The sequence below is a fragment of the Ramlibacter ginsenosidimutans genome, assembly GCF_016654015.1.
GTDB classification, from domain to species: domain Bacteria; phylum Pseudomonadota; class Gammaproteobacteria; order Burkholderiales; family Burkholderiaceae_C; genus Ramlibacter; species Ramlibacter ginsenosidimutans.
On sequence record NZ_JAEPWM010000003.1, the window covers coordinates 358,484 to 384,824 of the forward strand.

General features: G+C 68.5%; 1 protein-coding gene. It reads left to right on the plus strand.

Annotated elements, in window-relative coordinates:
* On the plus strand, positions 1 to 26,322 hold the full coding sequence (locus JJB11_RS11155; protein WP_201170509.1) for an LEPR-XLL domain-containing protein: 26,322 nt from the start codon (positions 1 to 3) through the stop codon (positions 26,320 to 26,322).
* The last annotated feature ends 19 nt before the right edge of the window (positions 26,323 to 26,341 follow it).

The window sequence follows — 26,341 nt, forward strand, 5'->3', positions numbered from 1 at the left end:
ATGCAGCCGATTCTCTCCCTGCGCGAGGCGTTCGCGCGTTCCTGGGTCGCCAACCAGATCCGTGGTGTCTTCGGTTCCGTCCAGCCGGACCTGACGTCCCGCTCCCGCCGCTTGCGCCGCCACCGCCCGGAGTTCGGCCTCGAAGCGATCGAGCCGAGGCTGCTGCTCTCTGCGGACCTGCATTACGACCATGCGAGCCCGAACGGGATGACGCTCACGGCGATCTCCTCCACGCAGCTGAAGCTCACGGAGACGGGCAACAGCAGCAACGTGATCAGCACGGCGACGCTGTCCGGCGACACGATCAACATCAGCTTCGACAGTTCCGACCTCCTGGGCGATCCCGGCCTGCGCGCGGACACTGTCACGATCGACATGGCCAGCCTGCAGGCGCTCACGCCTTCCGGCAGCGGCCTCACGATCAACTTCGATGGCGCCGGCCAGGACATCTTCAAGGACAAGGTGGTGCTGTCCGGAACGGGCAGCTATGGCTTCGACCTCACCGTCAATGCCGCGGCCGACATCCAGGTCGCCTCGGGCGCGTCGGTCACGCTGACCGGCGGCCACGACCTCGCCCTGAATTCCACGCAGAGCAGCACCGGCTTCGCGAACAACCTCACCTCCGGCCAGCTGAGCACCATGTTCACCGGCGTGGTCGGTGATACCGGCTACGACTTCGATTTCCTCGCCGACGTCGATGCCGACATCGACGTGTTCGGTGCGCTGAGCGCGCACGACATCCAGCTGAAGTCCTCCTCGAAGATCGCCATCGACAACGGCGGCCTGGGCCTCGGCGGATTGCAACTCGCCTTCCTGTACGCCAACTCCGCGGCGAACGTGAACATCGATACGGGCGCCGACATCACGGCCACGGGCGCCCTGAGCGTCTCCTCGAAGTCGGACGTGTCCGCCATCGCATCGCTCAAGGGTGTGGCGAGCGAAAACACCGGCAGTGCCGATGCGGCGGTCTCCGTGCTGATCCTGTTCAGCGACGCGCACTCCGCGGTCGCCCACAACGCGGATGTCGACGCGACCGGCAACTTCGACCTGCTGTCGGACAACGTGGTCACCGCGTCGTCGCTGGCCGATGGCTCGCTCGCGGGCGCGGGCGCCTCGCTGGCGGTGGGCTGGTTGGACAGCAGCACCAGTTCCACCATCGGCGGCGATGCGACCGTCGATGCGGCCGGCGTCAACCTGAAGGCCACGTCGCAGAACACCATGACCGTGCTGGCGAAGGCGACTTCGGGCGGCGCCACCAATGGGGGCAGCAGCACCGCATCGAAGGACGCCCTCACGAAGAACAATGCCAAGACCTCCGAAGGCAGCGTCGACTTCGCCGGCGCCGTCGCCGTGGGCACGGTGCTCGGGACCACCGAAGCCTCCGTCGACACGACGCAGCACGTCATCGCCACCGGAGCCCTGAACGTCGTCGCCACCAGCGCCAACAGCGCGAACACCACGGCCGACGGCAGCACCACCAGCAGCGGAGCTACCGGTGTCGGGGTGGCGGTCGGCATCGGCGTGGGCGTGTTGGACAACCACGCATTCCTGGACGGCACCGGCATCAGCGCCGGCTCCGTGAACGTGTCCGCGCTCACCGGTACGCGCAGCTTCGACCTCGTGCCCGCCGACGTGAGCGGCGGCGCGATCAACCTCGCCGGCGGCGCGCACGGCCTGCAGACCGGCGACGAGATCGTGTACCAGCACGACGGCTCTGCCAGCGGCGAGCTGGACAACCTCGACAACAACGGGCACTACTTCGTCAACGTGCAGTCGGACGGCAAGATCAAGCTGTACGACAACGCCACGGACGCCAAGGGCGGAACCGCGACGGGTCTCATCAACGTCGGGACCTCGACCGCGAGCGCCACGGGCCACAGCTTCGTCACCGCCGACAAGCTCAATCGCTTCGGCCTGTCCGCCGTCGCCGGAGCGAGCGGCGGCAGCACCGGCGTGGCCGGTGCGCTGGCCATCGGCGTGGTGGTGAGCGACACGTCCGCACTGGTCAAGAACGGCACGGTCGTGACCGTCACCGGCGGCGGCAACGTGACGCTGACGGCCGAGAACTTCATCGCGAGCACGGTCAGCGCCAGCGGCAAGCAGACCGGCGGCAGCAACGTCGGCGTCGGCGGCAGCCTCGCGTTGAACATCTCCGAGACCGACACCACGGCGGCGCTGGAAAACGACGCCAGCATCGCCGGTGCGGGCGACCTCACGCTCGACACTTCGTCGAAGAACGCAGTCGACACGCACGCCGTGGGCGGCGCCAGCAACAGCGGCACCGCCGTCACGCCGGTGATCGCGATCAGCGTTTCCGACAACGACACGAGCGCGACGCTCGGCACCCTCACGACCGGCAACACCACGCTGGGCGATGCCCTGAACGTGCATGCGACGCACGATGGCTCCGTGAAGACCTTGGCGGAAGGCGACACCGGGTCCGGCAAGACCGGCGTCGGCATCTCGCTGGCCCTGAGCATCGGCACCGACGCCGCCGTGGTCACGACCCTGCGCGACCTCAGCGCGGGTGGGTTGATCAACCTGGGTGCGCGCACCACGTCGTCCAACAGCGGCAAGGCCAAGGCCAGTGTCGCCGGAGGCAACGAGGCGGACAAGCCCGCCGGCGGCTCGGCGGACGAGACCGAGGGTGGCGTGAACAAGAAGGCCAAGGACAACCGCCAGCTCGCTGCGGATCAGGGGACCCAGAAGAGCGGCGGCAAGACCAAGTCCACGCCGAGCACCGACGGCGCCTCGGCCGAAACCCAGAGCGGCAAGGTGCAGGTCGCCGGCGCCGTGGCGGTCACCGTCACCAGCGCCACGGCCAGCGCCACCGTTCCCAACGCGTTGACGATCCATGCCGGCACCTCCTCGGGTACCGGCGTGCTGACCATCCAGTCCGAGAACAACACCGACTCCGAGGCCGTGGCCGACGCGAGCACGGTGATGGCGCGCACCGTCCACTTCGACCCGACGGCCAGCGGCATCGTCGACGCCAGTAACGACACCATCGATCTCGGCGCCAGCAACGGCTTCAGCACCGGCGACAAGGTGATCTATCGCGTGCCGTCCGGAGGCACCGCAGTGCAGGGGCTGGCCGACGGTCACACCTACTACGTCCGCATGGACGTCACCAAGGCCAAGTTCTTCGACACCGAGGCGCACGCCAAGGCCTCGGGCAGCGATGGCGTGGTGGACATCGGCAGCACGCCCGCCACCGGCACCGTGCACGGCTTCGAAGCCGGCGGCGGCCCGACCGGCACGGGCGTCGGCATCGCCGTCGCGGTGAACGTCGCGACGCTCACGAACGAGGCGCTCCTGGGCAACGGCAACGTCGAGGCCGACGGTCTCGTGGTGCAGGCGCTGGTGCCCTCGGCCGGCGGCAACCAGGTCGACGCCTTCGACGCGAAGGCGACCTCCGGCTCCAGCGGCGCCGACACCGGAGTGGCCGGGGCGCTGGCGATCAACATCGGCATCAGCCGCACCACCGCCAGCATCGCCGACGGCGCGCACGTCACGCTGCACGACGGCGCCGACGTGACGCTGGGCGCGACCAACAAGGTCTCCAATGCCGCCGCGGCCACCGGCAAGCAGGAAGGCGGCGGCAGCATCGGCGTGGGCGCCTCGATCGCGCTGAACATCGGCGAGACCGACACGGTCGCGCAGATCGGCGATGCGGTGACCTTCACCACGGTCGACAACGTCACCCTCTCCGCGACCTCGCAGAACAAGGCAGCGACCAGCGCGGTCGGCGGATCCGCCGGCAAGACCGCGGTCACCCCGGTGATCGCGATCAGCTACATGAACAACGACACGCGCGCCGAGCTGGTCGACACCGGCACGCACGACAGCGCGATCACGTTCGGCGGCTCGCTTTCGGCGAACGCCAGCCACGACGGCGAGACCCTCACGGATGCCAAGGGCGACACCGAGTCCGGCGACACGGGCGTGGGCATCTCGATCGCGCTCACCATCGCCAACGATTCCGCAGTGGCAACGACCGCGCGTGACATCGTCGCTGGCGGCGGCGTCCAGTTCGTGGCGCGCACGGTGTCCGTCAATCGCGCCACGGCGCACGCCAGCGTCGCCGGCGGCAAGGACGACAGCTCCGACAGCTCCAAGAGCCCCGACAAGCAGGTCGGCAACCAGGAAGGCTTCGCGCAGAACCGCTCCAGCGCCAACGGCGGCAAGAGCTCCAGCACCAAGCAGACCGACGGCGCGAAGTCCGATACCTCCAGCGGCTCGGTGAGCGTCGCCGGTGCCGTGGCCGTGACGGTCGGCAACTCCACTTCGCGCGCTTCGCTGCCCGAAGGCAGCCACGTCACCGCCGGCAATGCCGGCACTGGCGCGCTCGTGCTGAGGGGGCAGAACCTCACCGACTCGGTCGCGACCGCCGACGGCAGCGCCGTCACGAGCAGCGGCGGTACGGGCATCGGGGTCGCCGTGTCGGTGAACGTCGGCACGGTGCACAACCTGGCCACCATCGGCGCAGGCTCCACCGTCAGCGCGGATGGCGTCACGCTGGAAGCCACCCAGGCCGACCGCGAAGTGGACCTGACCACCACGCAGGTGGACCTGGTCGACACGAGCGCCAACACGATCTTCATCGGCCTGGGTCACACCATCAAGACCGGCGACAAGGTCACTTACCACAAGGGCACCGGCAACGTGATCGGCGGCCTGACCGACGGGCACGACTACTACGCGCGCATCCTCGACGGCGGCAAGATCCAGCTGTACGACGGTGCTAGCGCCGACGAGGGCGAGGCGCGGGCCAAGGCCGGCGGCGACACAGGCCTCATGCACCTCACCGACCAGGGCACCGGCACCGGCCACAAGCTCGAATACGGCGGCCTCTTCGGCTTCTTCCAGGACAACGTCACGTTCGACTCGGCGCAGACGCGCGTGATCGATCTCGCCGACGACAACAACCTGCGCACCGGCGACGCGGTCCGCTACGACAACGGCGGCGGCGCCACCATGGGCGGCCTGGCCGACGAGCAGACCTACTACGTCATCATCCTCGACGGCAACCGCGCCGAACTGGCGGCCAGCCGCGAGGATGCGCTGGCGGGCAAGGCGATCAAGCTCACGAGCGCGGGCAGCAGCTCGCAGAAGCTGTTCGACGCCACGGATTCCATGCGGGCGGAGGCGAAGTCGGGCGCGAGCGGCGGCGACATCGGCGTCGCGGGCTCGGTGGCGATCAGCGTCGCCCACGTCGATGCACGGGCCGAAATCGGCTACGACGAGGGCACCGTCAACTCCACGCCGGTGACGCTCACGCTGACCGGCGGCGACGTGGACATCCACGCCCGCAGCGCCGCGGAAGGCTTCGTCAAGGCCGAACCCTCCGGCGTCACCGGCGGCGCGCAAGGCAAGAGCGTCGGCGTCGGCGCGTCCTTCGCGCTGAACATCCTGCTGGCCGACACCATCGCTTCGCTGGACGATGGCGAGCAGATGTCCGGCAACACCGGGCATTTCCTGGTCTCCGCGGACGCGGACAGCGCCGCCTTCACCACGGCGGAGAACGGCGCCAGCGGCGGCGGCACCAGCGTCGGTGCGTCCATCGGTATCGCGGTGGTCGAGAACACGACCCAGGCCCACATCGGCACCGACGCCGGCGCGCCCGACACGATCACCCTCACGGGCGACCTCGGCGCGACGGCCAGCCTGGACAGCACGGTCGTCACCACGGGCAGCGGTACGGCGGCCGGCAAGAGTGCCGCGGTCGGCGTGGGCCTGGCCCTGAACATCGTCTTCAACGACACAGAAGCCAGCGTGGCGCGCAATTTCACAGGCGCGGCCGACGTGAACGTCACGGCCACTTCGACGGCCGTCGCCCGGGCCGAAGGCAGGGCTGGCGCCTCCGGTGCTTCCAGCAAGGAGAAGGACGGCACAACGGATTCGAAGAACTCGCAGCAGGAAACGAACGCGCAGTCGGACAGCGCGACCCAGCGGGCCGGCACCACCAAGAAGCCGGCCAGCGACGCGCAGAGCAGCAGCACGGACTCGGCCAACCAGAAGTCCACCAGCCAGTCCAGCCAGCAGGCGAGCGACGGCCCGTCGGTGGCCGCCTCCATCGGCGTCAACTATCTCGAGGCGGACACCCACGCCAGCATCGCGAAGGACGTGGTGATCCACGCCAGCGGCGACCTGACGGTGCGCTCCAGCGCCGCGGCGGACACGATCGCGCAAGGCCTGTCGACGGCGGTCAACACCAAGGCCGACACCGGCGTGGCCGCCGGCGTCAGCCTCAACATCGCGCTGATCTCGAACACGGCGAGCGTCGGCGAAGACGCCGACATCACGGCCGGCAGCATCGCCGTCGGCGCGGGCATGGTGGGCAGCGAGAAGAACACCTTCCAGAGCCGCGCCCTGGCCGGCGCCGCCTCCAAGCAGACCGCCATCGGCGGCTCGGTGTCCATCAACTACGTCGACGTCGAGACCCACGCCTCGGTCGGCGACCGGACTTCGCTGCATGCGACGGCAGGCGACATCAGCGTCTCCGCGACCAGCCACAACGAGATCCAGAACGTCGCGGGCGGCGCGGCACTCAGCACGGAAAGCGGCGGCACCGGCATCGGCATCGCCGTGGCGCTGAACATCGTCAACAAGTTGGACACGAGCGCCGCCATCGGCGCCGACACCACGGTGCACGCCAGCGGCTCCGTCGACGTGACGGCGAATGCGACGCTGGAACCGAAGAGCGAGAACCTCCCGGTGCTCGGGACCGTGGCCATCAGCAGCTTCGCCGCCGGTGTCGCGGGTGCGGCGGGCGGCACCGCCGTCGGCGGTTCCTCCAGCATCAACATCTACCTGGTCGATACGGAGGCGAGCATCGCCGGCGGTGCCGACGTCACCGCGGACACCGGCAACATCGACGTCTCGGCCACCGATGCGATCACGCTGTTCAGCGCGGCCGGCGGGATCGGCGCGTCCAGCGGCAACGCAGGCGTCGGCATCGGCCTGGACGTGGGCGTGATCGTGCGCAGCACGACCGCCTCGGTCGGCACCGGCGCCACGCTGCAAGCCACCGCCGGCGACATCAGCGTCGAAGCCTCCTCGCACGACGACATCACTTCCATCGCCGCCACCTTCGGCCTGAGCACCAGTGGCACCGGCGTGGCCGCGTCGATCGCGGTCCAGGTCCTGACGACCGACACGGAGGCGACCGTCGCCGACGGCGCCGGCACGACGCTCACCGCAGGCGGCGACGTGAAGGTCGAGGCGAATGCCGACTTCAAGGCCTTGATGATCGGCGGCGCCGTGGGCGTGGGCAGCAGCGCCGGCGTGGGCGTCGCCAACGCCACGCTGGTCCACCTCGACACGGTGACAGCGCGCATCGGCTCGGCGAACCAGGTCACGTCGCACGGCACCGGCGGCGTCGACGTGAAGGCAACCTCCACCGAGGACATCATTTCGCTCACCGTCGCCGGCGGCGTCGCCAGTTCGGCCGGCATCGCCGTGGCGCCGACGATCAACATCCTCACCGAGGACACCACGGCCTCGATCGGCGCGGGCGCGACGGTGAACGCGCAGCACGCGGGCTTCACGGGCGGGGGCGTCACCGTGCTCGCGAGCGACGACACCAGCATCGTCTCGGTCGCCGGCTCGGTCGGCGTGGGCGGCTCCGCCGGTGTCGCGGCAGGCGTGGACGTGCTCTCGTTCATCAAGCACACCAACGCCTACATCGACTCGGGCGTGACTTCGCATGTCGACAAGGACGTCGACGTCAGCGCGAAGAACAGCGAAACCATCACCTCGGTGGCCGCCGGCATCGCGGCCGGCGGCAGCGCGGGCGTCGGCGTCAACGCCAGCGTGCACGTGCTGGACGTCACCACGCGCGCCTTCATCGGCGACGACCCCGATTCCCTGACGCCGAGCCTCGCCGGTCCCGGCGACGTGCACGCTCGGGGGAGCGTGCGCATCGCGGCCGACGACAGCACCACGCTGGACAAGGTGGTCGCCACGGTCGCGGCGGGCGGCGGCGCCGGCGTCGGTGCGGCCGCCACCATCACGGTGGACACCAAGAAGACACAGGCGTTCATCGGCAACGGCGCCTCCGTCACGGGCGACGGCCAGACCACGGGCCTCGGCGTCACCACCGGCTTCGGCGTGAGCTTCGGCGCGCCGCAGAACTACAAGTCGGTCACGTTCAACGCCGCGAGCGCCAGCGTGGTCAGCGCCGCCAACGACGACATCGACCTCGGCCCATCCAGCGGCCTGGCTACCGGCGACTACGTGATCTACCACCGCGGCCAGGATGACGCCAACGCCGAAGTGGGCGGCCTGGTCGACGGCCGCGGCTACTTCGTGCGCAACACCGGCGGCAACCGGTTCTCGCTCTACGACACCAAGGCGCACGCGCTGGCCGGCGGCGCCACCGGCCTGGTCGACATCACCGGCACCGGCACGGTGAACGTCGATTCCGACCACAACCCGCTGCATTCCTTCGAGACCGCCACGCCGGTGATCGACTCCAAGGATTCGTCGCACGTCTCCAGCAGCGACCTGCACAGCGCTGGCAAGGTGCACGCGCCCAACGTGAAGTCGGTGGACGCGAAGCAGGACGGCAGCAACGCGGTCGACCCGGCCTCCACGGGCGACCGCATCCTCACCGCGAACAGCAGCACGGTGAAGGGCGTGGCGATCTCGGCGAGCAACCGCGACGAGGTCAACACCATTTCGGCGGCCGTGGCCGGCGGCGGCGGCGCGGGCGTCGCGGTCGCGGCGGCGGTGAACGTGGTGAACACCGACACGAAGGCCTACATCGGCAGCGGCGCCTCGGTGAACAGCAACCAGGCGGGCGCGGCCAGTGACCAGGCCGTGGTCGTCTCGGCCAACAACGACTTCCACCATCTCGCCGTGGCCGCGGGCCTGGCCATCGGTGGCGGCGCCGGCGTAGCCCCGGGCGTGGATGTCTCCGTGATCCACAACGACACCGAGGCCACGCTCGCCGGCACCGTGAAGGCCAAGGGCAGCATCCTGGTCGGAGCCCATGCGAAGGAAGACTTCCTGATGGTCGGCCTCGGGGTCGGCGGCGGGACGGTGGGCGTGGGCGGCGGCATCAGCGTGCTGAGCCTGAGCAACACCACGTATGCCTCGATCCTCGGCCACGCGACGGCAGGCGGCGACGCCGCGGTGCTGTCCTCCGACGACACCTCGGTCGTCATCGTCAGCGGCGGGCTGGGCGCCGGCTTCGTCGGCGTGGGCGCGTCCGTGGGCGTGCTCGTGATCGGCAAGGACACGCAGGCCTTCGTGGCCGACGGCGCGTCCGTCGATGCGAAGGGCGCCAGCGGCGGTACGGCCGGCGTCTACGACGGCACGCTCACCGGCGGCAACAGCGCCACCGGCTTCACCACCGCCACGCGGCATGGCCTGATCGTGCAGGCGGCGTCGAGCGAGAACATCACCCACGTCGCAGTCGCGGCCGGCGGCGGCTTCGTCGGCGTCTCGGGCGCGGTCGACGTCAGCGTGATCGGCTCGGACACGTCGGCCTACATCGGCAATGCCAACATCAACCAGGCTGGCGGCAACGCGGGCGCCAACCCCAGCCAGGGCGTCTACGTCGGCGCGGCCAACCGGGCCGACATCCTCACGTTCTCGGGCGCGGTGGCCGGCGGCTTCGTCGGCGCGGCCGGCGCGGTCAACGTCGGCGTGCTGAAGAACAACGTCAACGCGAGCATCCATGGCGGCGCGACCGTCACGGCAGTCGGCGACGTGCAGGTCAATGCGCTGGGCATCAAGAAGATCGACTCGTACACGCTCAGCGGAGCCGGCGGCTTCGTCGGCGCGGCCGGCGCGGTCTCCGTGTGGTCCATCGGTGATGCGCTCTCCAGCGGCTACAAGGGCAACGACGGCACCAACGACGACGCCTCGTCGACCAACGCACTGCAGCGCGACAAGCAGGGTGGTGGCAAGGACACGGCGGACCACGACGCGGCCACCCAGGGTGAAACTTCCTCGGACCTTGTGGCGGGCAACCAGGGCGTCGGCCAGTTCGGCAGCAAGGTGAACATGTCGGGGCCCAACCAGAGCAGCGACAAGCGCCTGGCCGGCGTCACGAACACCGGCTCGTCGCAGCTGAGCGCGCACAAGCCGACGGCCGTGCAGGTGACCTCCAAGCTGGCCGCGGCGAACAGCCCGATCCATGGCACTTCAGCCACGATAGGCGCAGGCGCGCACATCACCACGGGCGCGAGCGGCGGCATCCAGGTCGCCGCCAACGAGAATCTGCACTTCAACATGCCGATGGGCGCCGTCGGCGTCGGCGCCGTGGGCATCGGCGCTTCCATCGGCATCGTCACGATCCAGAACAACGTCAATGCCGAGGTCGGCCGGATCGAGTACAACGGCGAGACGGCCGGCGGCTCGCTGAGCGCGGGCGGCGCGGTGAACGTCAAGTCCACCCTGTACGAAAAGGTCGACCTGCTGTCGGTCGCGGGCGGCGGCGGCGCCGTCGGCCTGGGCGCGTCGGTGGTTGTTCTCAACGACCACAGCACCAACCAGGCGAAGATCGACGACTGGGTGCACGTGGACGGCGCCAGCGCGGTCAACGTGCTCGCCACCAGCACGCAGGCATTCACCGGCAAGACCATCGGCGCCGCCCTCGGCGCGGCGGCCATCGGAGCCTCGTTCATCCGGATCAACGACGACGGGTACACGCATGCCCAGATCGGCGATCACGCGCTGATCGGCAATGCGGCGCAGGTCGGCAGCGTGGACGTCGAGGCCTCGTCCCAGGTCGACGTGGACTCGCAGGCCTACGGCATGGCCGGCGGCGGCGTGGGCGTGACGGTCAACTTCAGCTTCGTGGACGTCACCCCCGGAGTGGTGGCGAGCATCGGAAGTTCGTCGACGGTGAAGGCCGCGGGCGACGTGACCGTGGCTGCCGCCAGCGACATGGATGCCAGCTCGAAGGTGCTGGGCGTCGCACTGAGCATCGGCGGCTCGGTGGCGGGCTCGTTCTCGCGCTCCGAAGTGTCGCCCATCGACCACGCCTACGTGGGTGCCAACAGCAACGTCACCACCACCGGCGGCAACGTCACGGTCCGGGCCGGACACAACACCGGCAAGGCGAATCGCGGCGCCAAGTCCTCGGCCTTCGCCGGTTCCGGCGGCGCGCTGCTCGGTGCAGCGGGCGCGATCGCCTGGTCCAACAGCGGCGCCAGCGTCGAGGCGGACACCGGTGCGGGTTCGACCATCAATGCCGACCAGACCGTGGCGGTGTCTGCCGACGCCACCCAGACGGCCACGGCGAAGGGCGCGGGCCTGGGCGGCGGCTTCGTCGGCATCGGCCTGAGCGGCGCCGAAGCGAACATCGGCGGCTCGGCGCAGGCGCATGTCGACGGCTCCGTGGGCGCCGACAACCTGAACATCACGGCCAGCAACCACAACAACGCCGACTCCTCGTCGGCGGCGCTGGCCGGCGGCCTGATCGCGGTGGCGGTCAACTACTCGCACGCCGACATCGCGAGCAACGCATCGGCTCGCATCGGCGGCGGCGCGCACATCACCACCACGTACGACGTGAACGTGCTCGCCAGCGCGCAGAACGTCGCCCACGCCGCGGGCCTGGGCGTCACCGTCGGCGGCATCGCCATCGGCGGCATGGAAACATCCGCGACCGTAGGGCAGGGTGAGGATGTCGACGAAGTCGTGGCCTCGCTGGACGGCGGCGCGCACATCGACAGCGCCCGCTACGTCACGCTCAAGGCCGTGAACAGCAATACGCTGACCGTGGAAGGCCAATCGGCCGGTGGCGGGGCGCTCATCGTGACCGGCTCCGACGCGAGCACGACCAGCGACCAGTCCGCGGCCGTCCACATCGGCACCAACGTGGTTGTCAACGCGAGCTCGTTCACCCTCCAGGCGATCAACACCCAGTCGCAGGATTCGAGCTCCGACTCCGTCTCGGTCGGCCTCGCGTCCGGCGGCGGCGCGCTCGCGCACAACACCGCCACCGGCGACGCCCGCGTGAGCATCGGCGACGGCAGCGTGATCACCGCGCGCACGATCGTGATCTCCGCGGCGAACAACTTCGACAAGAGCCACTACGGCACCAACCTGGACACCGCGACCGTGGCGGTCGGCAGCATCTCGGTGCTGGTGAGCGAAACCCACGCCGGCACCAACGCCCACACGATGGACGCCAGCGTCGACATCGGCGCCGCGACGCTGCGCTCGAACGGCAGCAACGCCGATCCCGGCACCATCAAGATCGATGCGGACACCAGCGTCAATGCCATCGACAACGTCAAGACGCAGGCCTACGGCATCGTCGGCGTGACCCTCGGCTGGTCCCAGATCGAGAGCGACACCCGCTCGAGCATCAACCTGAACGGCTCCACGCTGAAGGCGGATGCTGGCGACGTGAACCTCTCCACCAAGTCCGACGCGTACGGGCGCGCGATCACGGACACGACCATCGCCGTCGCGCTGACCGGCGCGGGCGGCTCCACGGCCACCGTGGACATCGACGCGCGCGACAACGTGAACGTGAACAACGCGACCGTCAAGGGCCGCAACGTGAACCTGTACGCCGGCCGCGACGCTGGCGGCCAGATCAGCATCATCGACGCCGATACCGACGCCACGGTGCAGGCGTACTCGCTGCTGCCTTCGATCGGCGTGCCGGTGTCGAACGTGACCATCAACGAGGTCAACGGCATCGCCGTCAACGGCAACTCGAAGGTGCAGTCGCTGGAGAACGTCACCCTGAGCGCCATCGAGGGCATCGGCGGCAACCAGCGCGGCCACGAGAAGGGCGACGTGCTGTCGCTGTCGCTCGTGCCGTACGGCGTGTCCGTTCCGGACAGCGCCTCGGTGAGCAGCAACGACACGGTGACGGTGGCGCCAACCTCCACCGTCGAAGCCGGCATCAACAACCAGACGCTCTTCTACGTCGAGCCGTTCACGCAGTCCGGCAACACCTACCACCTGCCCGGCCCGCTGGCCGGAGCGGATCCGACGGCGTCGCAGCGCACCGACCTGCTGAATCCCTCGGTCGGCCGGACCGCGCTGACCGTGGCGCAGAAGGCCGCACTGGGCCTGGATGCGGACATCTCGTACGAGTACGCGACGATCAACCTGGCCAGCATCCCGTTCAACATCAACACCGGCACGATCGTCCGGGTGGCCTCGGGGGCGAACAGCGGTGGCGTCGTCGGCGACTACTACCAGTTCCGTCCGGTCTCCGACAGCTCCACGCCGATCACGCTGGAAAACGAGAACTTCGCCGACGGTTCGCGCTGGTTCCACATAGGCAGCACGCTGAGCGGCAACGACGTCAACAACTTCCCGATCAAGCCCGACGTCACGACATACGACAGCAACGTCACGCAGCTGCTGCTGAACCAGCTGAACGGCAAGTTCTACGTGATCAAGCCCGTCGAGATCGAGATCCCGACGCTGGTCTACAAGAACCTGGGCAACATCCTGCTGGACCAGCGCGAGAAGGTGCTGTCCTGGATCGCGAGCCATGGCTCCAACGCGGACGCAGTGGCGCGCTACCAGGTGCAACTGGAACTGATCGACCAGGCGCTCGAGGACCTCGGGCTCACCACCGATGGCGGCCAGTCGGTCCGCCGCGACCTGGACATCATCTTCATCAACCTGCCGGGCGTCTATGCGGCGCCGGGTTCGGTGTTCATCGAAGCCAACTCGCCGTTCTGGGGCTTCGGCACGCCGCCGTCGAACATCCGCGCCCACGCAGGAGCGAAGATCGACATCCTGAACAACTCGCCGTTCACGATGACCGTGAACGACGCGGTGATCCGCGATACCAAGACGGTGACCAACGTCAACGGCGTGTACACGGTGCTCGACCCGGGCAACGTCTACTTCAACAACGTCAAGAAGACCTCGACGCCGGCAAACGGCTCCGACAAGACGATCTCGATCGTGCAGGTCAAGGCCTTCAGCGCCACCTCGTACGACGTCCCGCTGCCGCCCTCGGCCAGCTTCGACCAGGACATGTACATCGCGGGCGACGTGGTGAACGAGACCGGCAAGGTCACGATCAAGAACTTCGAGGGCAGCATCACGGTCTCCGGCGAGATCCGCGGCAACCCGATCGAGATCTACTCCGCCAAGGACTTCACCCTCAACAGCGACGACTGGTTCCACACCGGCAAGGACCCGCGCCAGCTGGTGGACTTCGACGCGCTGCGCCGCACCGTGTACACCAACGACGGCACCTACAAGCAGCAGGCATATGCCAATGCCTCCAGCGTGATCGGCCTGGCGGCCGATGGCGTCACGCCGGTCAACGTCGGCCTCGACACTGCGATCGCCTCCCAGGGCGCGCGCATCCTCGCCCAGGGCACGATCGCCATCACGGCGCGCTTCCTCGACATCAACGGGCTGATCCAGAGCGGCGCGCAGAACGTCACGCTGCACGTCGACAACACCTTCGTCGCTCCGGCGAACGGCCAGCTGATCGACACGGCCGGCCACACGGTGCAGGGCGTGAGCTTCGGCAGCGAGGCGGTTCCGGTCAAGGCGCACTTCGACGCGGCGCTCGGCGCCATCGTCGTCGACGACCTCGCGCCCACCGGCGGCAACATCATCCTGGCCGGCCAGATCCTCAGCACGGGCGGCGGGCAGATCGTCGCCGCGGCGGGCTACGCCAACGTCGACATCAACAACACGAGCGACTACCGCCTGATCGTCAACCGGGTCGACACCACGAAGAACCGCGTCGGCAAGATCACCATCATCGACACCGCCCGCATCGACACGGGCGCGACCGATGCCAAGACGGTGTACACCGTCGACGCCTCCGGCGTGAAGCGCGAGACCTTCAGCGGCCACCTGGTCACGGGCCAGCCCACCAGCGACGGCGACCAGATCAGCTCGATCAACTACACGTCCACCGGCGTCGCGACGGGCCTGACGAACGTCACCTGGGCACCGCGCACCGGCCTGCACTACGTCTGGACCGAAGGCCAGTCGCTGACGCAGACGACGATCACGCGCTACGAGAAGAACGTCTTCAATCTGTTCGGCGGCAGCACCGGCCTGGAAGACTGGCTGTCCGGCGACAACTCGTACGTCTGGCAGAAGATCATCCCGACCGATCCGCGCCCGCTGCTCGAGTCCGAGGCGCTGGCGATCGAGAGCGGCAGCGGCCCGACCGACAATCCAGCCTTCACCGATGGCGACGCCTACGGCCTGTCGTACATCCGCGAGCGCGACAAGGCAGTGCAGCTGTTCCCGGGCGCCACGACCGTGTGGGACGCGAGCCAGGGCGATGGCCACGTGGGCGGCTGGCGCTATGTCGGCCCGACCGACATCGGACAGGCGTACGCCAAGATCACGCTGACGTCCACGGACTACAACAACGCCACCCTCTGGCAGGCGGACGCGACGCTCACCAAGCCGGCCACGGGCGGCAACCCGGCCACCTATGCCAGCAACTTCGAGAACGAGACCGTCACGCCGGACCAGTGGACCGAAGGCGGCGGGTGGCTGCGGACCAAGACCTACATCACGGTGATCACGGAGGTCACCGGGCAGAAGGACTACTTCACCCACTCGCTGAAGGCGGATTACCCGGTCACGATCGGCTTCCGCAGCAACGACACCTCCACGGTCAACATCAGCAGCAGGAAGGACTTGCTGCTCCAGGGCAACATCATCACGCCGGACAACAAGGGCACGATCACTCTGACCTCCACCCAGGGCTCGGTCATCGGCAGCGACAGCGCAGCGGTCTTCAACGACGCACCGGACGTGTCGGCGCTCCTCGGCTCCGTGAAGCTGCTCGTGGAAGGCGGCAGTGCGCCCGGAACGCTGAACGTGCATGCCGCAGGCAACATCACCGTCACCGGCATCGCCGACACCGACAACAGCCGGCTCAACCTAGGCCAGATCATCAGCACCGGCGGTGACGTGACGCTGGCTGCCGACAACGGCCTCTGGGCCGCGACCGGCAGCTCGCTGGTGCAGGGCAACAAGATCCAGCTGATGGCCACCGGCAGCGGCGCCGACATCGGCTCCTCCAACGGCGCGACCCCGCTGCGCATCGACTCCGCCATCCTGAACAACGGCAAGGGCGGCCTCACGGCAATCGCGGCGGACGCGATCAACCTGGAGGAAACCACGGGCGACCTGACGCTGATCCGCGGCACGGGCGCCGCGCTGCTGCTGCCTGCCGTGCAGGCCGGCGGCAACGTCACGCTGACGGTGGACAGCGGCTCGATCTACGACGGCATCAAGGAGCTCCCGCAGCTGGCCACGAGCGATCCGCTGACGCCGCAGCAGCAGCTCCTGAAGGACCAGCTCAATGGCCTGGCGCCCATCAGCTACACCAACGTCGTGGGTTCCGCGCTGGCGGCCACGACTACCACCGTGGGCTCCGACCTGGTGCTGGACCTCGGTAGCAGCGGCGCTTCGTTGAAGACCCAGGACAAGGTGCGCTACGACTTCAGCGTCTCGGGCACGCACCAGAACCCGCTGGGCGGCCTGGCGGGCGGCAACACCTACTATGTGATCGCCCTCGGGGGCGGCAAGGTCAAGCTCGCAGCGAGCGCCTCCGACGCGCAGCATGGCAACGCCATCACGCTCACGCAGGACAGCCAGACCGGCGTCAACCACCAGATCAAGCTGCTGGCGACGGCCAACTTCGACAGCGATCCCGCCAACGACATCAGCGACGACGCGTTCCAGCTGCCGGTGTCGCCGGGCCTGTTCAGCTATCTGTACCCGCAGGCCAACTTCATCGGCCTGACGCCCGTCCAGAACTCGACCGAGGCCCTGAACGTGGTCGGCCAGCACGTCACGCTGACGGCGCATGGCGGCTCGATCGGCCGCAGCCAGGCGCCGGCGGTGGTCGACCTGAGCGGCGGCTTCTCCGGGCTGAGCAATGCCAACAAGGTGCTGCTCGCCACCGCGAACGCCAGTGATGTCTACGGCAAGCAATACGCAGCCTACATCTACAACGGCGCGAACCAGACGAACGTCGACCTGCACGGCCAGACGTTCAGCGGCGGGTCGTGGACGCACATCACCTACACGGCCACGGGAGCGAGCAACGCCTCGGCGATCAACCGCTCCGTGAGCAACGGCAGCTACGTGCTGGTGGAGTTCAACAACGGCAGCTACGGCCTCTACCAGTACAGCGGCGCGGGCGGCACGCTCAACCTGGCGACCCAGAACTACGCCGACACGAACCACTGGACCAAGGTCGTCGCTTCGCGGTCCACCGACGACACCGGCGGGAATCTCAACACCGGCATGGTGGTGCTGGACAAGACGAAGGTCGAGCGCGTCGCCTTCCAGCTGATCGACGACGTCAACGTGACGGTGGGCCCGAACAGCCTGGTCGCGACGGCCAGCGGCAACATCGCGATCGGTTCGCCCACTGACCTGAGCATCGAGAAGCTGCGCGCCGGCGGCGACGTGCTGATCAAGGCCCAGGGCAGCGTGACCGACAACTATGTCGATCCGTTCGCCGCGATCGTGGCCTTCGGCGACCTGTCGATCTCCGCCGATGGCGCCATTCATGGCGGCATCGGCCACAACGCCGATCCCCTGCGCATGGGCGTTTCCACGACGGGCCGGCTGTACGTCGATGCGACGGGCAACGTCAACCTGCGGCAGGTCAGCGGCTCCTTCACCATCGAAGGAACGACGCAGTCGATCTCCTCGCTGTACGTCGCCAAGGTCAGCACCCCGGGCGAGGCCGATATCCAGGTCACGCTGGGCGACATGATCGTCGAGCGGGTGGACGCGGGCGGTTCGCGCCTCGTCGCGCAAGGCTCCATCCTCGACGCGTTCGACGATGCGGCGGGTCCGATCGTCAACGTCAACGCGGGCAATGCCACGGCCAGCGGCGACCTCTACCTGCAGGCCGGCAACACCATCGGAACCGCCGCGAACTTCTTCGACGTCGACGTGAAGGGCGATTTCTCCGGCCAGTCCGGCGGCAGCGCCTGGATCAACACGCCGCATTCGCTGCACATCACCACGTTCGCCTCGACCGGCGGGGACGTGACCATCACCGTGGCGGCGGCAGCGGGTGCTGGCAGCAACATCACCGACATCGGCCTGATCAGCGCCCACAACGGTACCGTGACGATCGTGTCGCAGTCGGACATCGTCGACCGCTACAACGACGCGGCCGCGGACATCGAAGCCAACAGCGTGGACCTGACCTCGCTGTACGGCGCCATCGGCAGCTTCGACAACTTCCTCGACGTCGACACCTCGTACACCAGCGACGGGACGGTGAACGCGCTGGCGGTCTCCAGCGTCTTCATGATCGAGACGCTCGGCATGATGCGGGTCGACAAGGTCCGCAGCCAGACCGGCAACGCCTGGCTGAAGACGCTCGCCGGCTCCATGGTCGATGCAAACGGGGCGCAGAACAACGTCACCGGCATCAACGTCAACCTGCGCGCCATCGGCGGCAGCATCGGCACCCCCGCCGACGCGATCGAGATCGACTCGTCGAACCCGAGCCAGGGCGTGCTCAATGCCGAAGCCGACAACAGCATCAACGTCACCGAGACGAGCGGCACGCTGTACATCGGCACGGCGGCCCCGGGAGCGGGCTGGACGGGCGGCGTGTACGCGCACACCGGCAACATCATCCTGTCCGTGCATGACAACGCCGGCGCCAGCGACGACTTCGTGATGGCAGCTGGTGCCTCGGTCACGGCGCCGACGACGACCGCGGGCGGCGGCGACATCCTGATCCAGGCGGGCGACAACGTGTCGCAGGCGGTCGGCGCGACCATCAGCTCCGGCCGGCACATCCAGATCCACAGCGGCTACGGCGACACGGGCAACGTGGATCACGTGGGCACCACCATCACGCTGAGCGGCTCGATCTCGTCGAACGAGGTCGAGATCGCCGGCCAGCGCGAGAATGACACGATCACGCTGCAGCCGACGGCGCTCCTGGGGCACGTGCGCGTGCTCGGCGACACCGACGGCTTGGCGGGTGGCGACGACACGATCATCGTCAACCAGCTTCCGAGCATGACCGCGCTGCGCGACCGCCTCGACGACGGCACCTCCGCGCTCGTGCGCGATGCCGTGGACCTGGACGGCCGCGGCGGCACCGACAGCTACTTCGTCAACACGTGGGGCAGCAACGCCATCGGCACGCACGACTACCTGGTCAACGTGCTCGACTCCGGCGGCAAGGCCGACGGCCTGGACACTCTGCAGATCGACGGCACCGACGCGTCGAACGACATCTTCCTGCTGCGCCGGGTCACGGCGCTGGTGGAAGGCATGTCCACGCCGGATGCGGCCAACACGCCGGCGTTCGTCGCGCTGCTGCACGGCTCGCTCGCGCAGGTGCAGGATGCGACGCCGGCCAACCGGCGCCAGGACGTCGAGCGCATCAACTACGACGAGAACATCAACTCGCGCCTGATCGTGCGCGGCCTCGGCGGGGACGACTACTTCGCGGTCGACGACAACGCGGCGATCACGACGCTCGACGGCGGTGCCGGCAGCGACACCTTCCAGATCGGGCAGATCTACGGTTCGCCGCGCATTTCGACGCCGTCGGGCAGCGACAGTGCGACGGTGGCCGCGGGCGACGACTTCGAGACCATCAACACCACGCGCGGCAAGATCAGCCGGGGCGCGACCTTCTCGCTGACCGCTTACGGCGGAACCGGCGACGACAAGTTCACCGTCTACAGCAACAAGGCGGAACTGCGCCTGGAAGGCAACGACGGCAACGACGACTTCGAGGTGCGCGCCTTTGCCCTCGCCGACGGCAGCGGCAATGTCTCGACCGAGAAGCGCACGGACCTGCTGGGCGGCCTGGGCGACGACATCATCCGGTACAACATCAATGCCCCGGTGGGCATCGACGGCGGCACCGGCTTCGACCGCCTGGTGGTGATCGGCACCGAGTTCGCCGACAGCATGGTGATCACGAAAGATGGCGTCTACGGCGCCGGCCTGAACGTGCGGTACGACAACGTCGAATCGCTGGAGGTGGACGGCGCCGAGGGCGACGACCACATCTTCGTCCAGAGCACGCGCGATGGCGTCGTCACCACGGTGGACGGCGGCAACGGCAACGACACGATCGACGTCTCGGGCGACGTCACGAACGCGATCGTCAGCAAGAGCCTGGATGGCTATAGCGGCATCATCAACCACCAGGTCACTTCCGTCGACCTCAACTACAACGGACTGCTGGCGCCAGGCATCGACACCACGATCGCCGACCCCACCTCGGCAGGACAGATCATCATCGCGCAATCCGACGATTCGACGAAGGTCGACGAGCAGGGCGCGACGGTGGACAGCTACACGGTGCAGCTGGCCGGCACGCCGACGGCGGCGGTCTACGTCAACGTCTCGGCCGGCCGGACGACGCAGGAAGAGGAGGCGCAGGGCGGCGACTCGATGCTGGTCTCGACCGACGGCGTGCACTGGAGTCGGTATCTCGTACTCACGATGACGGACACCACCGCGCAAACCGTGTACGTGAAGGCCGTGGACGACGCGCTGCCCGAAGGCGAACGCGTGTACGCGATCAGCCACAGCTCGCAGAGCACCGACGCGAACTACAACCACGTGCCGGTGAAGAACGTGCTCGTCACGGTCTTCGACAACGACAAGCCGGAAGTCATCGTGAAGGGGACCGGCTACAACAACCTGGTCATGGAAGGCAATGCCACGACCGGCATCACGGACACCTACACCGTGAAGCTCGGCGCGCCGGTGGTTTCGGGTGTCGTCACGGTGACGATCGCGGTGCCGGACGGGCAGGTCAGCGTGGCGGCGACCAACCCGGCGCTGCTCGGCTCGCGCTGGAACGCGGCCACCCACCAGCTCACGTTCGACAGCAGCAACTGGCACGACGAGGTGTCATTCACCGTCACCGCCGTGGACGACTCGGTGGTCGAGAACCGGATGCTCTCGCACATCGTGCACACCGCGACCGGTGGGTATGCCGGCGCGACGATGGCGTTCGACGTGGTCGACAACGACAGCGCCGGCGTCTTCATCGACCAGAGCAACGGATCCACGCTGGTCACGCGCGACAATCCGAGCACACCGGCCAACGAGACGACGACCGACTCCTATACCGTGCGCCTGACGAAGGCACCCACGGCGGACGTGACGGTCACCATGCTGCCCGACCCGCAGATGGTCACGCACCAGACGACCACGTCGCCGCTGACACTCACGTTCACGACGGCGAACTGGTGGATCCCGCAGACGGTGACGGTGTCGCCCAATCCGTTGTTCACGCCTGATCCCAACCTGCAGCCGCTGAAGTTCTTCCCGCAAGGGCCGCATACCCTGAACACCATGCAGGGTCCGCTGTACATCAACGGCAATCTCGGCAGCACCGATCACAGCATCGTGAAGGCGGTCATGCTGCCGAAGGAAACGGACAAGCCGCTGCCGCCGGTGCCGACGCAGATCGACGAGACCACCGCGATCGACCGGGTGAACATCCGCAACGACGGCAGCGTGTCGAACGACGTCGGGCAGATGGATGCCACCATGGACATCGACCCGCAGAGCGGGCTGCTGGTCCGCACGACCAATGTCAGCGGCCTGGGACTGGCGGGCAACCTGGACTTCCTGGGTGCGGGCCCGAAGGACGGCAACGGCAACCCGACCGACCTGCACTTCCGCGCCGGCATCACCTTCAAGGACGTGGAAGTCGCCAAGGTGCTGCTCGGGCAGGGTGACGACACCTTCACCGTCAACGACACGATGGCTCCGCCGGATGGCAGCGCCGGTGCGCTGACCATCATCGAAGGTGGCGGCAACACCTCGCCGACCGGGGGCGACCACATCGTCGTCAATGGCGGCGGCGGCGCGCAATCGCCGCTGCTGGTGTACGGCGACACCTCGCAGGACGGCCTGGATTACGCAGGCACCTCGGGCATGCCGTCGATCCATGGCATCGGCTTCAAGTTCTCGGGCAACGACTTCATCGACGCGCGCAATGCCACCAGGAGCGTGACGATCTACGGCGGCGCCGGTGACGACACGATCTACGGCAGCCAGGCCGGCGACCATCTCGTCGGCGGCTCGGGCAACGACACCATCGACGGGCAGGGCGGCGACGACCACATCTACGGTGACAACGGCGTCAACATCAACGAGGCGGCGGGCGCGAACTACCGCGTGCTGCAGATCACCGTCAATGACGCCCCGGTGTACGACCCCGACCCGCTGGTGCAGCACCTGATCTCGGCCAAGAACCGCGACGCCCTGCTGGCGCCGGGGAACGACCTGATCCACGGCGGCAGCGGCAACGACATCGTGATGGGTGACTTCGGCGTCATCGACCAGACACCGGGCACGCTGCGCATCCTCACGACCGGCAACGTGATCCGCGTCAGCACCGCGGCCCGCCCGGGCGACGGCGGCAGCGACCGGATCGACGGCGATGCCGGCGACGACGTGCTGATCGGCGGCGCCTTCGGCGACGCGGTCGACGGCGGCGCGGGCAGGGACCTGATCTTCGGCGACAACGTCACGCTCGACCGCACCATCGGCGACGGCTTGCTCGACCCGCGCTTCCGTACGCTCACGGGAACGCAGATCTACAGCACGACCCCCGGATCCGCAGGCACGGCGCTGGTCGGGACCGCTGCGAAGTTGAATCCCGGCGGCGCGCCGCTGTGGGACGACTTCGACGTCACCCTGCTGTTCCACGACGCAGCGAATGCCGCGGCGCCCAGCAGCAAGTTCGGCGACGACAACATCGCCGGCGGTGCGGGCGACGACATGGTCTTCGGGGAACTGGGCAACGACACCATCCAGGGCGACGGTTCGATCGACATCCCGAACGTCGGTGCGACCCGCAACGCCAGCAACGACCTCGTGCTGACCCCGTCGGCCGACGACTGGGCCGGCGCCGGCAGCGACGGCAACGACTACGTCGAAGGTGGCGGCGGCAACGACGTCATCTTCGGCAACCTCGGCCAGGACGACCTCATCGGCGGCAGTTCCGACCTGTTCAACCTCGTCACGCCGCAGCAGCGGCCCGACGGCAGCGACATGATCTTCGGCGGGTCGGGCACGCGCTCCGCCCGCAACGACGCCGGCGACGGCAGCGCCAACGGGCATGCCCACGACTCGGACGCGATCGTCGGCGACAACGGCGACATCTTCCGGCTGGTCGGCGTCAACGGCGTGGTCGGCGGCAGTGCCACCGGCATCGGCTACAGCAACGGCTACCTGAAGTTCAACTACGACGACTATGCGGGCGCGACCGAACGGATCGTCGTGCGCGCGGTCAAGCTGCTGGATTACACGCCGGGCGGCGCCGACTACAACGCAGCGCAGGCGGCCACCGACATCGGCGCGGCCGACGAAGTCCACGGCGAGGCCGGGGACGACTTCATCTACACCGGCAAGGGCAGCGACGTGGTCTTCGGCGATGGCCAGGACGACGACATCATCGGCGGGTACGGCAACGACTGGATCTCCGGCGGCACCGGCCAGGACGCCGTGCTCGGCGACGACGGGCGCATCTTCACCAGCCGCAACGGCAAGACCGAAGTGCTCAACGGGGTGACGGTCGCGACGGTGCAGAGCACGATCACCACGCCCGGCAACGTGCAGCAGGCCACGATCAACGTCACGGGCGACCTGACGAAGACGGTGGACGAGACGCCATTCAGCACGGACGTGAATTTCCTGGGCCAGCAGGACGACTTCGGCGGCACGTCGACGCACCGCACGGACGACATCATCTACGGCGGCCTGGGCAGCGACTGGCTGCACGGTGGCAGCGGCGACGACGCGATGTCCGGTGCGGAGGCGCTCCCCGAGTTCTTCGCGCGGCCGGTCAACGCCGGCAACGTGCTGAGCTACAACCCGGTGACCACCGAGTTTGCCCTGTATGACGAGTACGCGCCGCGCACGAAGATCCCGAACTTCCTCCTGAATTTCAATGCGACGGAAGGCGTGAACGTCACCAGCGCAACCTACGGCGTCGTGCAGTCCGACGGCGACGACAAGATCTTCGGCGACAACGGCAACGACTGGATCGTCGGCGGCACGGGCCGCGACGACCTGTACGGCGGCTGGGGCAACGACCTGCTCAATGCCGACGACAACCAGGACACGACGGGTGGCACCAACGACGCGCCCGACACGCATCCCAGCTACGAGGACCGTGCGTACGGCGGCGCCGGCCGCGACGTCCTGATCGGTAACACGGGCGGCGACCGGCTGATCGACTGGGTCGGCGAGTTCAACAGCTTCATCGTGCCGTTCGCGCCCTTCGGCCTCGGCACCGTGTCGCGCACCCTGCAGCCGCAGCTCGCGGAGTTCCTGTACGCACTGTCCGCTTCGGACGGCGTGGACATGACCCGTGCCGCGGACACGGGCGGCGACGCGACGCGCAACGGCGAGCCGCAGGGCGAGCTGGGCGTGGTGCGCCAGCAGGACCTCGCGTGGCAGGACCAGACCGGCGGCCCGCGTGATCCTCAGGCGGGCAATCTCCCCGGCGGCAAGCGCGACGTGCTGCGCTCGGCGTCCTTCGACGATCCGACGGTGCCGCTCTCCGGCTTCGCCGCGGACAGTGGCAACTGGTCGGTCGCCAATGGCCGGCTGCAGGTGAGCGCGACCTCGCCGCTGGGCAACGCCGTCAGCGTGTTCGAGATCGGCGACGCGCTGCCCGGGTACTACGAGTTCTCCGCCAGCGTCACCGTCGACAAGCCGATCGCGGGCTGGAAGGCGAACTCCTACCTGATCTTCGACTACGTCAGCAAGACGGACTTCAAGTTCGCCGGCATCGACGTGTCGAACAACAAGCTGGTGATCGGCCACGGCGACGGCACCAACTGGTTCGTCGATGCTTCGACCAATGTGCAGGCCAAGCCCGCCACCGCATACAACGTGATGCTGGCGGTCAACGGCCTCACGGCGACGGTGACCGTCGACAACGGCACCAGCCTGTCGCGCACTTACCTGCCGCGCGTGGTGGATGGCTATTCCTACGGGCTGAACTGGGGCCTGGTGGGCGTGGGCTCCGACAGCGCCAAGGGGTCGTTCGACAACGTGGTGGTGAACGTGCTGGCGCCGCAGGCGACCACGGTGAAGAGCGACGATCTCACCACCGGCCCGGGCCCGATCTTCGCCGGCCAGCCGGTGACCGGGACGTGGACCGCCGGCAATGGCCGGCTGGCGGGCACGGCCGCGGCGGGTGCGATGGCCTTCGAGGGCATGACGCTCGGCGTGGCGGCGATCCAGCCGCTCGCCTGGCTGGACCTGAACGCCAGCTTCAACACCAACGCGCAAGGCGGCTTCATCTTCGACCGCTACTCCGACACGGACTACAAGTTCGTGCTGGCCGACGCAGTGGCCCACCAGATCACGATCGGCCACCACACGGCCAAGGGCACGTTCATCGATGCGAGCGTGGCCAAGCCGATCAGCGCAGGGGTGGACTTCACGCTGGACGTGAGCCTCGTCGGCTCCACCGTCAGCGTGTCGCTCAACGGGCAGGCGGCCGTCGGCTTCGTCTACAACGCGGTGGTGGTCGATGGTCGCTTCGGGCTCGCGTCCAGCGGCGGCACGAGCAGCTTCGACAAGGTCACCCTCAAGACCAACGACGCGGCCGTGGCCGCGGCGCCGGCGGCCATGCTGGCGGCCACGGCGGCCGACGCGGGGACGACGGCGCAGGCGCTGCAGGCCGACCAGCTGCCGGCGCTGGTGCAGGAAGCGCTGCGCCGCTGGGCCGCGGCCCAGGGCACCGACCTGGTCGCGCCCCTGGCCAACGTGGACGTGAGCATCACGGACCTGCCGGGCCTCGAGCTCGGGCGCTATGTGGACGGGCACATCCTGGTGGACGTCGACGCAGCCGGCCACGGCTGGTTCGTCGACAGCACGCCGGGCGACGACCGCGAATTCACCGACGACGGCGTCGTGCTCGTGGCGACGGGAGCGCCGGCCGCAGGCCGCATGGACCTCCTGAGCGTGCTGGAACACGAGCTGGGCCACGCAGCCGGCCTCGAGCACAGCGCCACGGGCGTGATGGAAGAAGCGCTGGTTGCCGGCACGCGAACGGTGCTGGCCCCCGAGCTGGATGCCCCGGCGCCGACGGCTCCCACGCCGCCCAGGCCGGCCGCCGGCGAGGAGCTGGACTTCTCCGCGTTGCTGCCGCATGCGCCCGCGCCCGCGATCGCCTGGTCGGTGAGCTACGACGGCGTGCTGCTGCCGCCCACGCCGGCCGCCGGCTGGCAGCAGGACTTCGTGAGCCACCTGGCCCGCAGCGAAGCGCAGCGCAACCCGAATGCGGCCCTGAAGGTGCAGGTGGATCTGGCCCCGAAACTCGCCGCGACTTCGCGCGGCATCGAACCCTTGGTCTGAGTCTGTCAAAGAAGGAGAG